A 15,321-nucleotide genomic window follows, 5' to 3' on the forward strand; every position below is an offset into this window, starting at 1 on the left:
ACCGGAACCGAGGAGGTGACCGACACCATCCTCGAACTCAGCGCCTAACCTCTCACACCGAAGGACCGCGCTACACCACTACCCGGGACTTGACCGTGGCAAGCCAAACTAGACGCCGATCGCGCGCAGCCGGATGACTATCGAACAGGCGAAGTCGCGCCGTCAGGAACCGCTTGCAGGCCCCGCCGACTGAGAATCGCGAACGTTCGCGCATTTGGCCCCCTTGCGATGACCCTCGTACGGGCAACACTCGCTTGCGGATCGTCGTTCGACGCCCACCCATCGAGATGGGCCTTCTCAAGTTCGAGCCGAGCTGCCCGCTGAGGGATTCTTGGGTTCTTGCGGTGGTTGCAACACCTGACGGATGGTGTGCTCTGTGGCGACGTATTCGATCTACTACCGGCCTGATTTGTTGCAGGTGTTCTGGGCGCGGATGCAGGCGTGTGGTTTCATCACGGATGCGGTCGCGCCGATCCAGACCAGTCGCCGCACCGGGCGGCGGCTGCTGGTCGAGGCCGGCGGAGTGAGACCCCGCCGCGGCCGGGATCTGCAGGGCCGGTATCTGTCGTTCGCGCAACGCGAGGAGATCGCGGTTCTGCGAGCTCAAGGGAAGTCGTTGCGGGAGATCGCAGCGGTCATCGGTCGGGCGCCGTCGACAATCTCACGGGAGCTGAGACGGAACACCCCGCGGGGGGCGTCGTATCGTGCGGCCACCGCGCACGTGCTGGCGTATCAGCGGGCAGCGCGTCCGAAGCCGGCCAAGCTGCACGCGAATCTGGTGCTGCGTGCGATCGTGGAGAGGGATCTGCAGAAGAAGTACTCCCCGGAGCAGATCGCTGGCCGGTTGCGGCGGGAGTTCCCGGACCGGGAGGAGATGCGGGTGTCGCCCGAGACGATCTACCAGTCCCTCTACGTCCAGTCTCGTGGAGCGTTGAAACAGGAGCTGACCCAGTACCTGCGGACTGGTCGTGGCCTGCGGCGCCCGTCTCGGAAGAGGGGCCAACGCAAGAACCGGATCCCGAACATGATCAACATCACCGAACGCCCGGCCGAAGCAGCCGACCGCGCCGTTCCCGGGCATTGGGAAGGTGACCTGATCATCGGGAAAGGCAACCTGAGCGCGATCGGGACGCTCGTTGAGCGATCCACGAACTACACGATGCTCGTGCATCTCCCGCATGGTTACAGCGCCGAACTGGTCCGCGACGCGCTCTCCGCGAAGATCAAGACCTTGCCCGATGGGTTGCGTCACACGCTGACCTGGGACCAGGGTCCGGAGATGCGCGACTGGCAACACGTGGCCATCAACGCCGACATCGAGATCTACTTCTGCGACCCGCATTCCCCCTGGCAGCGCGGGATCAACGAGAACACGAACGGCCTCCTCCGCCAGTACTTTCCCAAGGGCACCGACCTCACCATCCACTCCGCCGCGGACCTGGACTGGGTCGCCGCCGAACTCAACGACCGACCCCGCAAACGGTTAGCCTTCGAGAAACCGATCGAAGCGATCGGAAAGCTCCTGTTGCAATGACCGCCTGAATCCGCCGATCCCTCAGCGGGCGCATCTCCGTATGCGGATCGGCTGTTGGGCGCGGCAGGGAGCGTCCGTGAACTTTCACGGCATGCCGCCGACGCACGGTACGACAGTCTGTGGCGCATGGAAATCGACCTGCAATTACTCAACGGCTCGACCTGAAGAGAGCTGCAGATCTTGAGCTCAGGATGTCTAACAGACTGATGCTGCGCCGACCGGATCGGCTTGCTCTGGCAGACCGTGCGGAGGACATCGGAAAGCTTCTGGGCAACAGGTAGGCCAGGGGGCAGTTCGGCCAACAGTGATCCTGCCGGCGACGCGATCGGATTCGAGAGTGAGCAGCTGAATCATGTCCTGCTTGCCCGCGCCGTCCAGCTTGTCCGGGGACAGGTACTCGTCACACACCGGGGATTCGAGGAACACCGGCATCCGGTCGTGGATCTCCCCTGACGCGTCCCGGGCGGGGCGGGTGATGATCGACGCGGAGTGCAGGATGTGGGGCCGCTTTTTGCCCGCGGTGCCGGTCCACTCAAAGTAGCCACGCATCGGGAAAAGCGCTCTCGACGATGCGAACGCGCCCTTACACCACCCGTTCGTCGCGACCGTCTCGATCCTCGTATTGCAGTTCGGACGCTTTGAGTTCTTCATGAACGCGGGACGGAAATCCCAGATCGCGGCGTCCACGCTGCGCTGAAACTCCCCGTCTCCGGATTCGCGCGTTCCCGCACGATCGGGATCACCTGTGCGGGTGCGATCGAGCAGCGCGGGGTCCATTCGCGGAAGTCGTCGCCGTCGGCGACGAACTCGCGGATCATCGTGTCCACCTTCGCGTTCAATGCGAAGCGCCCACACACGACTACTTGCTTGCCTCGTAGTCGAAGCTGTGCAAGTCGGGCTCTGTGGTGAGCGACGGTTCGCTGGAGACAGCGTCGAAAGGAATGACGTTGCTGGTCATCCGCACACGCTACCGACCGCCACTGCCTCGTGTGGGCTCTCCACAGCTTTCCCTTGTGGCCGTTACGTCGGTACACGGTCGTGGTGCGTCGTCGACGTGCAGATGCCCCGCAGATCACACCTGCGGGGCATCTGACAGCTGAGGAGTCAGCTGGCGCGGTGGATTGACTTCACTTCAAGGTATTCCTCGAAGCCGGCTGCGCCTGCTTCGCGGCCGACCCCGGACTTCTTATAGCCGCCGAACGGTGCTTCGTTGTTGAATCCTCCACCATTGACAGAGACCTGTCCGGTGCGGAGTCGACGTGCGACCTTGACGGCGCGATCCTCGTCACCGGACCACACCCCACCTGCGAGGCCGAACTCACTCTCATTGGCGAGCGCAACAGCTTCGTCTTCGTCCCGGTACGGCACAATCGACAGCACGGGTCCGAAGATCTCGATCCGGTTGATGGTCATGTCGCTGGTGACGCCGGAGAAGACGGTGGGCTCGACGAAGTAGCCCTTGTCGGTGGGGCGAACGTCGCCGCCGGTGATGAGGGTGGCTCCTTCCTCGACGCCCTTGGCGATCAGTTCTTCGACACGGTCGAGCTGGCGGGAGTTGACGACCGGGCCGAGCTGCGTCTCATCTGCGAACGGGTCTCCGTAGACGAACCCTTCCGCCGCGGTCTTCGCGATCGCTTCAACCTGCGGGAGCAGGCTGGCAGGAACCAACATGCGAGTGAGTGCGGTGCAGGTCTGACCGGCGTTGAAGTAGCAGTTGGCGACACCTGCCGCGACGGCCTCTTCGAGGTCGGCGTCGTCCAGGATGATGTTGGCGGACTTCCCTCCGAGTTCCAGTGCGACCTTCTTGACGGTGGGTGCCGCCAGCTCGCTGACGCGGACGCCTGCTGCTGTGGAACCGGTGAAGGAGACCATGTCGATGTCCGGCGAGGTGGCGATCGCTTCGCCGACTGGTACGCCGTGCCCGGCGACTAGGTTGAACACGCCCGCGGGCAGTCCGATCTGGTCACAGACCTCGGCGAGGATGTAGGCCGTCAGCGGGGCGACTTCGCTGGGTTTGAGGACGACAGTGCAGCCGGCGGCCAGCGCCGGTGCCACCTTGAGAGCGATCTGGTGCAGCGGGTAGTTCCAGGGAGTGATGCACCCGACGACGCCGACGGGCTCTTTAACGACCATGGAGTGTTTCACGTATCCCGCGTCGTAGGGGTAGTCGCGGACGTGCTGTTCGTAGAACCGGAAGTTGCGGATGGGCAGGTCGGACTGCCACTCGATCGAGTGTGAGTAGGGCATTCCGATCTCGGACGAGACCGTGCGGGCGATCTCTTCGCGGCGTGCGTGGAGGCCGTCGGCGAGCTTGTCGATCCAGTCGCCTCGCTCGGACGGGGTGAGGGCAGCCCACCCGTCGAATGCTCGCTTTGCTGCTGCTGCGGCGACGGCGACGTCGGCGGCGGTGCCCGCGGGCACCGACCCGATGACCTCTTCGGTTGCCGGATTGATGACCTCGATCAAATCTGTTGATCCGGACGGAATCCATGCTCCGTCGACGTAAATGTTGTGAGTCATGCGCGTGCCTTTCTTCATTGAGGAGCGGAGTCGAAAGTGGGGTCGAACTGGACCTTGATGGAGTTTGGGCCACCGATCGCGGTCAGCGCCTCGGCGCCGTCTCGAAGCGTGAACCGGGTGGTGATCATCTCCTCGATGGGGAACCTGGTTCTTTGCAGGATCTGCAGCGCTTCGGGGATCCCGCGGTTGAGGCTGAACGATCCGATGATTCGTAGCTGCCGGCGGTAGACCTCGAACGGGTCGAGGGTGAGCTGGCTTCCCGGCGGGCAGACGCCGAACGGGATGAGCGTCCCGCCGTCGGCGAGGAGCTGGACGGCGTCTTGCAGGACGGATGGCCGGCCGGTGGCGTCGATGACCAGATCGAAGGCCGCGGGCGGCAACTCCTCTGAGACGGTGTCTTTGACGAGAACGGTGTCTGTCGCGCCGAATGAGCGCGCTCGTTCGAGTCGTTCGGGGATGCGATCCGCGAAGGTGACATCGTGGATGTCCCAGCCGCGGGCGGCGATGGAGAGAATCATCCCCATTGGTCCCGCGCCTATGATGAGCGTCGTGGCTCCCGGAGCGAGGCGCGCACGTTCGAACGCGTTGACGGCGCACGCGAACGGTTCGGCCAAGGCGGCGACGGGCATGCTGAGGCGCCCGATGTGGTGGGTGTTCGCGGAGCGGACGACAACGTACTCCGCGAAGCCTCCGTCGCGTTCAGCGCCATAGGCCTGCCCCTGGGTGCATAGGTTGGGGTGTCCGCGCAGGCAGCTGCGGCATTGGTGGCAGGAGATCAACGGGTCGATGGCGACGCGGGTGCCGATGTGACCGATAAGTTCGGGCTCGGCGTCTACCACGGTGCCGGCGAACTCGTGCCCTGGGATGCGAGGGAACTCTGCGGCGTAGCGGCCGGCGAGAATGTCCAGGTCGGTATGACAGAGGCCGGCAGCTTCGACCCGTACCAGCAGTTCGCCCGGCCCGGGTGTGGGTATGGGTAGTCGCGTGACCTCGAACGTGTCGATGCCCGTGTAGACGACAGCGGTCATGGTTTCGGTCACGATTGCCCCTCCAGCAAGTCCCAGATCGGTCGGGCGAGCTCGAGCGTGGCGGTGTAGCGGGCGTGCGCCTCATCCCACCGTGTCGCGGCGGTTTTGGTGGGGGTGTAGTTGCGTTCGACGCGCGCCCACGCAGTGGTGGCCGCTTCCGCGTCGGCGAACCGACCCGTTGCGATCGCGGCGAGCATGGCGGCTCCGAGCGCACCGGGTTCGGTGGCATGCGCGACCTGAACGCGGGTGTTCAGGCCGTCGGCGAACATTTGGGCCCAGAGGCTGCTGCGTGCGGCTCCGCCCGCAAGGCTGACCACGGTTCGGGGAGTGGCGCTTTCAAGGAGCCAATCCATGTGTGTGCGGTGGTTGTGTACGACGCCTTCCCAGACCGCTTTAATGAGGTGCGCGCGGGTGTGCCATCCGCGGAGGCCGAGGAATGAGCCGCTGGCGGCCGCACCAAAGGGGCTGCCGTAGAGGAACGGGTGGTAGAACGGGCCGTCGGCATCTGGCCCGAGTGCGGCGACGTCCTCGTTCGCGGTGGCGATCGCTTCGGGGGTATCGGTCATGAGGTTCTGCATGAACCACTCGAAGTTGGTGGCTGAGGCAGGAGACGCGGCCATGTTGACCCAGCTGCGGCCATCGATCCAGGGACGGGCTTGCCAGTGCGGATTCACGACGCGCTGCGGCGCGATGTACTGGTTGACGCTGTAGGTGCCGGCAAGGATGGAGTAGTCCCCCACCTTCGTGGCGCCTGCGCCGAGAGCTGCGGCCACAACGTCGTGGGTGCCGACTGCGACGGGGGTTCCAGCTTTGAGTCCGGTGCGACGGGCGATCTCGGGGAGAATTTCCCCGGCGATGTCGGATGCGGGCCGGGGCGGGGGAAGAAGCCGCTCGAACTCTGCAAGACCGTACTCTCGTAGCGCCGCGGTGGAGTAGCTTCTTCCGTCGAGGCTGCCGACCGACGAGTTGGCTTCCACATAGTCCGTCGCGATGGTGCCGGTGAGCGCGTACCGGAGCCAGTCTTTGCAGTACAGCAACCACCGGGTGTTGTCGAGGATCGCTGTCTCATGTGTGGCCAGCCAGGCCAGGAGCGGTGCGAGCGAGGCTGTAAAGGGTTCTTGCCCGGTCAGCTGACGGGCCTTGGCCAGCGTGTCGTCGGTCTGCCACCGTTCGAGGATGCTCTCCGCGCGTGTGTCCAGGGCGAGGATGGCGTTGCGGGTGGGCACGCCGTCGCGGCCGATGAGGTACATGCCGTCGCCGTGCGCGGCGATACCGATCCCGGTGATCGCTTGTCCGCCGCCGGGAGTGAGGGAGACGGCTTCCGCGATGGCGTCCAGAAGCTGTTCCACAACGCCTATCGCGTCGCGTTCGACGTGATGGGGGGCGGGATGGATGGTTTGTGTGGGACGGCGGGTGATGACCACCTCAAGGCCGTCGTCGTCGAAGACGACGACCTTGAGTGCGGTCTGTCCGCTGTCAATTCCGAGGAGCATTGCTTTCGTCCGTAAGGATCCCATCGACCACGCCCGCAACGAGGCCGCCGGAGCGGCTGAACGATTCGGGGGTATCGCCAGCGAAGTGGGCGGTGAGGGTGGTGTTGTCGAGGTGACGCCAGCGGCTGTCAGCGGGCAGCGGCTCTTCGTCGAAGACGTCCAGCGCCGCTCCGGCGATTTGGTCTGTCTCTAGCGCGATCAGGAGCGCGTCGTAGTCGACGAGTCTGCTCCGTGCGGTGTTCACGAAGTACGCGGTGGGCTTCATCTTGGCGAATTGCTCGCGACCGATGAAGCGGGTGTTCTCTTCGGTCAGCCGCGCGAACACGGTGATCACGTCGGCTTGCTCGAACACCTGGTCGAAGCTGACTGGAGTCACTCCGTCCGCTTGCAGGACTGCAGGGTCCGCGTAGGGATCCGACGCGATGACGTTCACGCCGAAGCCGGACAGCAGCTTCACAAATCGACGTCCCACTTGCCCGTAACCGATCAGTCCGACGGTGCGCTCCCCCAGTTCGGTGGAACGCGAGTGGTAGTCCTTTCGCCATCCGCCGGTGGCGATACTGCGGTCGGCGCGCGCGATGTTCCGCATCTCGGCGAGCACCAGCCCGAGCGTGATCTCCGCGACGGCGGGCGCGTTGCGTCCGGCGATGTTGTCTACGGACACACCGTGTGCGGCAGCTTCTGCGGCATCGACATTCTCCGTGCCGGCGCGGGCAACGACGACCGCTCGTAGTGCACCGTTTTCGGCGAGGACGCGGTTGGGCACCGGGAAGAAGTGCACGACGAGGATGTCAGCGGTCAACGAAAGCTCAACGAGCTCGGCGGGGACATCCACAGCGTCAGGGCCGTGCAGTTCGATCTGGTGCTGCAGGGCGTGGATGGCAGGTCCGCCGCCGGGAAGGGACCAGTCTTCGGCGATGATGTCCGCCGCGTCCTGGCCTAACCGTTCCTGGAGCGCGGCGGTGATCGACGCGGCAGGTACGTACACGTCGCCGATGACGACGATGCGAGGGCGTTCGCTGCTCATACGCTGTGTACGAGGTCGTGCAGGGTGCGCGCGGTTGCGGCGGGGTCATCGGCCTGCCACACGTTGCGGCCGTACACCAGGCCACGGGCGCCCGAGCTGAGGGCGTCGGTGGTGTTGGCTCGCATAGCGTTCATGTCGTCGGTCTTCGGACCGCCGAGCAGCAGCAGCGGTACAGGGGTGTTATCGACGACCTCCCGCATGGTGGCCACGTCCCCGGTGTACTGGGTCTTCACAGCGTCCGCACCCAGCTCTGCGGCCAGCCTGTTCACGTAGATGAGCGCTTCGGCGTCGGTCTGGTCCTTGACGCGGGAACCCCACAGAACGGTCTCCACGATGAGGGGCAGGCCAACCTCGTGTGCTTCGCGTGCCGCGCGAGCCACGGCCCGGCAGTTGTCGGCGGTGACCGAATCGTCAGGGTTGCCGAGGATCAGGAACATGACGATCGCGTCGGCCCCGAGAGCTGCCGCCTCACGCGCGTCGATCAGACGACGGTATTCCTCACCCTCGCCGGAAGTTCCGTTGGGCTGCAGTGCCCCCAGGAACACGAAGTCGGTGCGGACGAGCACCGCGGGGGCATTGCGGTGAGCGAGCTGATCGCGGCTTCGCTCCAGGAGACCGGGTGAGAGTAGGATCCCGTCAGCCCCGGAGTCGACGACGGCCTTGACGACGGACTTCGCCGACTCTCCACCGCCCTTCGCGCTGGCGCCGAGGCCGCGGTCGAATGCGACGATCATTGTGCGACCGGTCTCTTTGGCGAAGAGGCGGCCGAGTCGGAACTCTGAAGTTTCCATGGTGTGAGGGTTTCCTTTCGTTCCCGATACGGGAGGTTCATTTGATGGCACCGAGGGACAGGCCTCGGACCAGTTGCTTCTGAGCGATGAGACCAGCCAGGACCACCGGCAGGGTGGCCAGCAGCGAGGCGGCGGACAGTTTGGCGAGGAACAGGCCCTGTGTGCTGATGAATCCGACGAGGTACAGCGGCACGGTCTGCGCTTGGACTGAGGTGAGGCTACGGGCCAGGAAGAACTCGTTCCAGGAGAAGATGAAGCACAACAGCGCGGTGGCAGCCAGACCCGGTGCAACCATGGGAAGCACGATGCGCCAGAGTTCCTGGAAGAACGTCGCTCCATCGACCCGGGCTGCTTCAAGGATTTCCGTGGGGATCTCCACCATGAATGAGCGGATGAGCCACACCGCCAACGGAAGATTCATCGCCGTGTACATGATGACCAGCAGCACAGTCTGATCCAGGAGTCCGAGCCAATTAGCGATGAGGTAGATCGGGATGATGGCACCGGCGATCGGCAGCATGCGCGTGGACAGCAGGAAGAACATCACATCCCGCCACTTACGGATCGGGCGGATGGACAATGAGTACGCGGCCGGCAGGGCCAGCACGATCACCAGGATCACCGAGACGACGCTGGATGTGATCGAGTTCTGAAAGAACGGCCAGAAGTTGTTGGCGAACGCAACCTGAAACTGCTCCAGGGTGGGTTCGAAGAAGAGCTTCGGTGGGAGCGTGACGGCGTCCACCTCGGACTTGAAGCCGGTGATCACCATCCAGATGAAGGGGAACACCATCAGGAGGGCGACGATCCATGTCAGGGCGCTCAGCATCCAGCCGAAGCGGCTGCTGCCGCGTCGCCGCCGTGTGGGTGTTACGGTGATGAGTTCGGTGGCGGTATGGGTGGTCATGATGCCCGCCCTTCGGTGGATTTGAGCAGGTTCGAGGCGACGCGCAGTCCGATGGACGCGATGATCAGCGTGACGAACAGGACGATCACCGCCATCGCGGATGCCTGACCGATCTCGAGACCGCGGAACGCGCGCTGGTAGAGGTAGTAGGGAAGATTTGTGGTTGCAGAACCCTGCGCCGCGAGGTAGACCGCGTCGAACGTTTGGATGATGTAGATCGATCCGAGCACGACGCTCAGCTCGCTGTAGGGGCGCAGGTGTCGCCACGTCAGGTGGCGGAACCGGGTGAATGCGCCGGCGCCGTCGACCTTGGCCGCCTCGATCGTGCTCGGGTCCTCGCTCTGGAGTCCCGCGAGGAGGATGAGCATGAAGAACGGCGACCACTGCCAGGTGAGGATGATGATGACCGACAGCATCGGGAATTCGCCCAGCCAGTCCACTGGGGGGATCCCGACCAGACCGATGACCCAGTTCAGGATGCCGTAGCTCGTTCCGAACATGGTGTTCTTCCACAGCAGCGCGGTAGCGGCAGGGAGAACCAGGAACGGGATGATCAGAAGTGTGCGGACGATCCCGCGACCACGGAACTCACGATTGACCAGCAGCGCGAGCAGCAGTCCGATGATGAAGGACGCGGCGACGGCTCCCACCGTCATGATGGCGGTGTTACCGGCAGCCTGCAGGAACTCCGGCTCGGTGAAAATCTCCGCATAGTTGGCCAGGCCGACGAACTCAGGCCCGTCCTGGCTGGTCGCGAGGTTCCAGTCGTTGAGGCTGTACCAGAGCGTGAGAACGAAGGGTAGCTGGCTGACCAGCAGCACGACGATCATGGCCGGGTACAGCGGGAGCGCGAACTTCACCCGCCCCCACAACGACTGCTTGCCGGCGGAAGTTCTTCGGGAAGCGCCCGACGCAGGCGGGGTCGCCTGCGTCGGGCGCTTCCGCGCCTCAGAGACTGAGGACTGCGTCATGATTACTCTCCGTCGGCCCATTCGCGGTTGTCTTCCGCGAATCGGGTGAGGATGGCGTCCGCCGCAGCTGCGACCTCGGCGCCTGAGGCGCCGCTCGTGATAGCCGCGGAGACCTCCTTCGCAACCTGGGTACCGAAGTCCTGGTAGGACGGCAGCAGCAGGAAGAGAATCCCGTCGTACGGGGTTTCCACCGGGTGCTGTGTGGGATCGGCCAGGTCGACCATGTCGAGTGAGGTCTGCGCGAACGGCGCTGCCTCCATATACTCGGGGACGTCGTAAGTGGATGCACGAGTTGCCGAGGGCGCGCGCTCCCAGCCCAGCTCCTCACCGACGAGCTTCACGTAGTCCTTCGAGCCGAAGTACGACAGGTACTTCCAAGCCGCGTCCTTCTTCTCCGATGTCTCGGTGATGGACAGGTTCCAGGACCAGAGCCAGCCGTTTCCGTCCCAAGACTCCACCGGTGCGGGCGCGTAACCAACCTTGCCCCCGACGGAGCTGATCTCGGGGTTTTCCACCGAAGCGCCCGCGGACGTGGCGTCGAACCACATCGCGGCGTTGCCCTGCGTGAATGCGGTGAGGCATTCGGGGAACCCGGCGGTCGATGCTCCGGGGATACCGAAGTTTCGCTGCAGGTTGAGGTATGCGTCAATAGCCGCGACCGACTCGGCACTGGACAGCTGCGGTGCCCAGTCTTCGTCGTACCAGACGCCGCCGAAGGCGTTGATCATCGGGTTAAGGGCCGCGACGGACGCACCCCAGGAGGCGTCGCCGCGAAGGCAGATGCCGGCCAGATCCTGGCTGGGGTCCTGGATCTGCTCCGCAAGCTCCGCGACATCGGCCCAGGTGGGCTTTTCCGGCATCGTCAGACCGGCCGCGTCGAACAAGTCCTTCCGGTACATGAGCATGGAGGCTTCTGCGCTGATCGGCACCCCGTACTGCTGATCGTTGAGAGTGAGACCGCTGGCGACCGCGGGGATGATGTCCGCGTCGTCGAAATCGGGGTCATCTGCGAGGTAGCTGTCGATCGGTGCGAGCCAGCCGTTCTGCGCCCACAGCGGAACTTCGAGGGGGCCGATGCTGACGACGTCGAACGGGCTGGAGCCGGTGGCGACGCCTTGGGTCAGCTGATCGCGCAGCTGGTCCTCGGGGAGGTTGACGTACTCGACTTTGACATCGGGGTTTGCTTCCTCGAAGTTGCTGGTCAGTTCGCGGATGTCGTCGAACTGCGGAACTGCAGCTGTCGCAACCGTGATGGTGGTGACACCGTTACTGCTATCCGGCGTGGAGGTGCTTGCCGTGCAACCGCTGATGGCCAGGGTGGAAGCGGCGATGCTTCCGATTACCGCCCCTGTGCGCCAACGCCGCAGCGGTGCGGGGTGTGACTTGGTCATGGACTGCCTTTCTCTTTTCTTAGTGGTGTTCGGGTGGAAGTTCGTGTCACGCAACGACGACGTTATCGACGGCCTGCTGGAGGTCCTCGAGCAGATCGTGGTCCAGGCCGGAATCGGTGATGATCCCGCCGAGGTCTGCCGGCGTGGCGAAGCGGTGGAAGTATTCGGCGCCGATCTTCGAGTGATCCAGAAGGGCGATCGATCGGCGGGATGCTTTCACCATCGCTCGCTTGCATTCCGCTTCTGCCTGGTCGGAAGTAGTGAGACCGTGATCGACGCTGAAGCCGTTTGCGCCGATGAAGGCGACATCGATTCTGAGTTCCTCTAGCGCCTGGATGGCCCACGGGCCGACAGTGCTCTGGCTGACCGGGCGGAAGACGCCGCCGAGATGCATCAACGTCACGTTGGGGAAGGTCGCCAGTGCATTCATGATGTGCAGCGAATTCGTCACGACCCGCAGGGTGGCATCCAAAGGAATGAACCTGGGCATCAGAGCGGCGGTCGTGCCCGAATCGATCAGGATGGCGCCCTCGTCGGGTAGTTCCGCGATCGCTGCGCTTGCGATACGCAGCTTCTCGTCGGTCATCACTGATTCGCGAACCTCATTGACCGGTTCGAACCCGAGCCGCTGCACCGCGATCGCACCGCCGTGCGTACGCGTCACGAATCCTTGACGCTCCAGGTGCACGAGGTCCTTGCGGACAGTCTCTGTGGTCACATCAAGCTCCGAGGCGGCGGTGGCAACATCCACGCGACCCAGTTGCCTCACTCTGTCGAGGAGTACACGTCGTCGTTCTTCCAGATACATCGTCGTTCCTTCCGGTGAGCCCATACTACAGAGAACCCAACCTAACGCAACTCGAAACGACTCCGAACGATTGGATATGATTGCGGGACACCTTTCGATTGGATCCGCATGTTGATGATGCTTGCAGTGACTTCCGTGCCCAGCTATCTCCGATCTCGCGGTCTGTCCGCGATCAGCGACGGCGCATGGAGTGTTCATCAGCTGACTGGCGGTGTTAGCGGTGCGGTGTATTCCGCGTTCGACGGAGACAAGCGCTTCGTCGTGAAGCAGTCACTGGAGAAACTCGCCGTTGAGGATGATTGGACGGCCCCGCGCGAACGTATCCTGAACGAGGCTCGCGTGCTCGACATTCTTGGAGACGTCGTCCCGACTCATTCGCCTGTCGTGCTCGACGTCGATGCGGACACGCTCACCATCACGATGGAGCACGCGCCTCTTGACTGGGGGGACTGGAAGGGTGAGCTTCTGGATGGACATGTGGATGTCGCACTTACCGGAAATCTGGGCCGCGCCCTAGGGGCGATTCACACCGCCACGAGCAAAATGACCTGGCAGCTGCCTCCCGATGACGGCGCCGCGGGGTTTCTTGAATTGCGAATCGAGCCGTTCCACTACACGCTCGCGGAACGACTGCCGGCGTACGCCGACCAAGTCAGTCAGGTGGCTGATCGAGTGTTGCCGCGGCAAGACTGTCTCGTGCACGGAGACTTCTCCCCCAAGAACATTCTTGTGGCCCCTCGGCAATCCGAGAATCGCCCGTTCTGGATCATCGACGACGAAGTCGGGCACCGCGGCGACCCGACCTTTGATCTGGCATTTTTCCTCTCCCACCTTGCGTTGAAACGCGTCCGCGCAACCTCTGATATCAAGCCGTTCTTCGATGAAGCCGCCGCCCGATTCCTAGTCGAATACGAGGTCACCGGCCTTCCGTTTGGCCGTCAGGACCTGTCTGAGCAGATCGGGTGCCTTGTTCTTTCTCGCATCGTTGGTCGTTCGCAAGTGCGCTACCTGACCGAGGCCGAACGTCAAACCGCGCAGGACGTCGGCGTGGCCTTGCTCACCCGCTCTGACGAATACACCCTCGACGCCCCGCTCACCACCGCGTAGCCCGTCACTCAGGAGACACTCATGACGAACACCACCATCACCGCCCTGGACGCCTGGGAAGCCCTCGACTCGCGGGGTCGACCAACCGTCGGGTGTCGGGTGACTTTGCAGGGCGGCGGCATCGGCCGCGTGATTACACCGTCCGGAGCCTCCACCGGTGACTTCGAAGCCATCGAACTTCGGGATCGTGACGAGCGCTACGACGGATACGGCACCCGCGCAGCCACCCAATCACTGCGCGGGCCTATCAGCGAGGCCATCATCGGCCTTGATGCAGCGGATCAGCGGGGTGTGGACCAAGCGATCGAAGCGCTGGACGGCGACCCCGCACTCTCGCACCTGGGCGGCAACGCTGCACTGGGGGCTTCGCTGGCAGTGCTCACCGCTCACGCCGATGCCACTCGCGAACCGTTGTGGCGTCTCCTCGCCCCATCGCAGGTGCCGCTGATTCCCCTGCCCATGGTGAACATCGTCTCGGGCGGCGCCCACGCCGGCCGCGCCATCGACATCCAAGACATTCTCGTCATCCCCGTCGGGTCATCCAGCTTTACCGAGGGCATCGAATGGGTGGCGCGGGTGCGAGCTGCAACCGCAGAACTCCTCACCGAACAAGGCGGGTGGGCGGCGCTGGTCGCAGATGAGGGAGGACTCAGCGCCCGCCTGGAGACGAACGAGGCCGCCCTCGCGCTCGTCACCAGAGGCATCGAGCGAAGCGGTCTGAAGGTCGCCGACGACGTCGCGATCGCTGTCGACATCGCAGCATCACAGCTCGTCGAGGACGGTCTCATCCGCCTCCGATCCGAAGACACCACGCTCACCCCCGAAGAGTGGATCGCAAGGCTCGTTGACTGGGGTCGGAATTACCCGATTGTTTCCATCGAAGATCCTCTAGGCTATAGCGACTGGCACTCGTGGCGCATCGCCTCCGAGCAGCTGACCGATCTCCAGCTCCTGGGCGACGATCTGTTCGCAACCAACGTCAGCCGCATCGAACGAGGCGTGGCAGAAAACGTCGCCAACTCCGTGCTGATCAAACCCAACCAAGCGGGCCTGGTCACCCGAACAGCGGACGCAGTCGCTCTTTCCCGCCAATCGGACTATGCCACAGTCGTCAGCGCACGTTCCGGCGACACTGAGGACTATTGGCTCGCAGATCTCGCCGTCGGTTGGCGGGCCGGGCAGATCAAGGTCGGATCAACGATGAGATCCGAACGCACCAGCAAATGGAATCGACTTCTCGAGCTAGAAGCTACCGAATTCACCGACTACGCCGGTCGTGCCGCGCTAGCTGTTCTTCCCCGGCAGGTTGTGATCGTGTGACGTGAGCGAAGACCTCCGTGCAGGATGTGGGTTACCACACTCACTGTGAATCGCCCCGGGTTTAGTGGAGGGCGAGTTCTCCCAGTGCCGGTTGGCTCTGGGGGTTGTTCTCACGGTAGTACTCGTTCTCTTTCTCGATGGGTGTGAGGTAGCCGATCGAGGAGTGCAGCCGGTTCTCGTTGAACCAGTGCACCCAGGAGAGCGTGGCGAGCTCTAGGTCGTCGGCGCTGCGAAACGGGCCGTCGATCTTCACGCATTCGGTCTTGTAGAGGCCGACGACGCTCTCGGCGAGGGCATTGTCGTAGCTGTCGCCGACAGTCCCGATCGACGCGATCGCGCCGACTTCCGCGAGCCGCTCGGTGTAGCGCAGAGCCGTGTATTGAGAGCCTGCGTCCGAGTGTTGGATGACGCCGGTGATGTCTTC

The 15,321-nt window shown here is 63.8% G+C and carries 14 protein-coding genes; 3 read left to right on the forward strand and 11 right to left on the reverse strand.

Going from position 1 to position 15,321, the window contains the following annotated elements; genetic code table 11:
- Window positions 1–364: 364 nt before the first annotated feature.
- On the forward strand, window positions 365–1,534 hold the full coding sequence (locus HDC95_RS16700) for an IS30 family transposase (RefSeq protein WP_396652729.1): 1,170 nt from the start codon (window positions 365–367) through the stop codon (window positions 1,532–1,534).
- Between the two features lie 195 nt (window positions 1,535–1,729).
- Here the strand turns inward: HDC95_RS16700 and HDC95_RS16705 are convergent, their stop codons facing one another.
- The 10 genes from HDC95_RS16705 to HDC95_RS16750 form a co-directional block, all read right to left on the reverse strand.
- Complete coding sequence (locus tag HDC95_RS16705; protein WP_259064821.1) at window positions 1,730–2,311, reverse strand: SOS response-associated peptidase; 582 nt, start codon at window positions 2,309–2,311, stop codon at window positions 1,730–1,732.
- Window positions 2,312–2,638: 327 nt separating this feature from the next.
- Window positions 2,639–4,054, reverse strand: a complete 1,416-nt coding sequence (locus tag HDC95_RS16710) for an aldehyde dehydrogenase family protein (RefSeq protein WP_259064822.1) — start codon at window positions 4,052–4,054, stop codon at window positions 2,639–2,641.
- Window positions 4,055–4,068: 14 nt separating this feature from the next.
- Window positions 4,069–5,094 (reverse strand): alcohol dehydrogenase catalytic domain-containing protein, encoded by a 1,026-nt coding sequence (locus HDC95_RS16715; protein ID WP_259064823.1) that lies wholly within the window; start codon window positions 5,092–5,094, stop codon window positions 4,069–4,071.
- Entirely contained in the window at window positions 5,091–6,575 is a 1,485-nt protein-coding gene (locus HDC95_RS16720; RefSeq protein ID WP_259064824.1) for an FGGY-family carbohydrate kinase, read from the reverse strand. Before HDC95_RS16720 ends, HDC95_RS16715 begins: the two co-directional genes overlap by 4 nt.
- The gene (locus HDC95_RS16725; protein ID WP_259064825.1) at window positions 6,559–7,602 is read right to left on the reverse strand and encodes a 2-hydroxyacid dehydrogenase; all 1,044 of its coding nucleotides are present in this window, start codon (window positions 7,600–7,602) and stop codon (window positions 6,559–6,561) included. Before HDC95_RS16725 ends, HDC95_RS16720 begins: the two co-directional genes overlap by 17 nt.
- Window positions 7,599–8,393, reverse strand: coding sequence for a class I fructose-bisphosphate aldolase (locus HDC95_RS16730; protein ID WP_259064827.1), 795 nt, complete (start codon window positions 8,391–8,393; stop codon window positions 7,599–7,601). Before HDC95_RS16730 ends, HDC95_RS16725 begins: the two co-directional genes overlap by 4 nt.
- A 37-nt stretch (window positions 8,394–8,430) precedes the next feature.
- Entirely contained in the window at window positions 8,431–9,165 is a 735-nt protein-coding gene (locus HDC95_RS16735; protein WP_259064828.1) for a carbohydrate ABC transporter permease, read from the reverse strand.
- Window positions 9,166–9,296: 131 nt separating this feature from the next.
- Complete coding sequence (locus HDC95_RS16740; protein ID WP_259064829.1) at window positions 9,297–10,271, reverse strand: carbohydrate ABC transporter permease; 975 nt, start codon at window positions 10,269–10,271, stop codon at window positions 9,297–9,299.
- Window positions 10,272–10,273: 2 nt separating this feature from the next.
- Window positions 10,274–11,662, reverse strand: a complete 1,389-nt coding sequence (locus HDC95_RS16745) for a sugar ABC transporter substrate-binding protein (RefSeq protein WP_259064831.1) — start codon at window positions 11,660–11,662, stop codon at window positions 10,274–10,276.
- 46 nt (window positions 11,663–11,708) lie between these two features.
- Window positions 11,709–12,494, reverse strand: coding sequence for a DeoR/GlpR family DNA-binding transcription regulator (locus tag HDC95_RS16750; RefSeq protein ID WP_310503280.1), 786 nt, complete (start codon window positions 12,492–12,494; stop codon window positions 11,709–11,711).
- Window positions 12,495–12,578: 84 nt separating this feature from the next.
- Here HDC95_RS16750 and HDC95_RS16755 point away from each other — a divergent pair, with 84 nt between their 5' ends.
- Window positions 12,579–13,577 (forward strand): phosphotransferase family protein, encoded by a 999-nt coding sequence (locus HDC95_RS16755; protein WP_259064833.1) that lies wholly within the window; start codon window positions 12,579–12,581, stop codon window positions 13,575–13,577.
- Between the two features lie 21 nt (window positions 13,578–13,598).
- Entirely contained in the window at window positions 13,599–14,897 is a 1,299-nt protein-coding gene (locus tag HDC95_RS16760) for a phosphopyruvate hydratase (protein WP_259064835.1), read from the forward strand.
- 61 nt (window positions 14,898–14,958) lie between these two features.
- Here HDC95_RS16760 and HDC95_RS16765 read toward each other — a convergent pair.
- On the reverse strand, window positions 14,959–15,321 hold a 363-nt coding region (locus HDC95_RS16765), incomplete at its 5' end, for an integrase core domain-containing protein (protein ID WP_259064836.1).

This window comes from Microbacterium sp. AK031 (assembly GCF_024807145.1).
Lineage (GTDB): Bacteria > Actinomycetota > Actinomycetes > Actinomycetales > Microbacteriaceae > Microbacterium.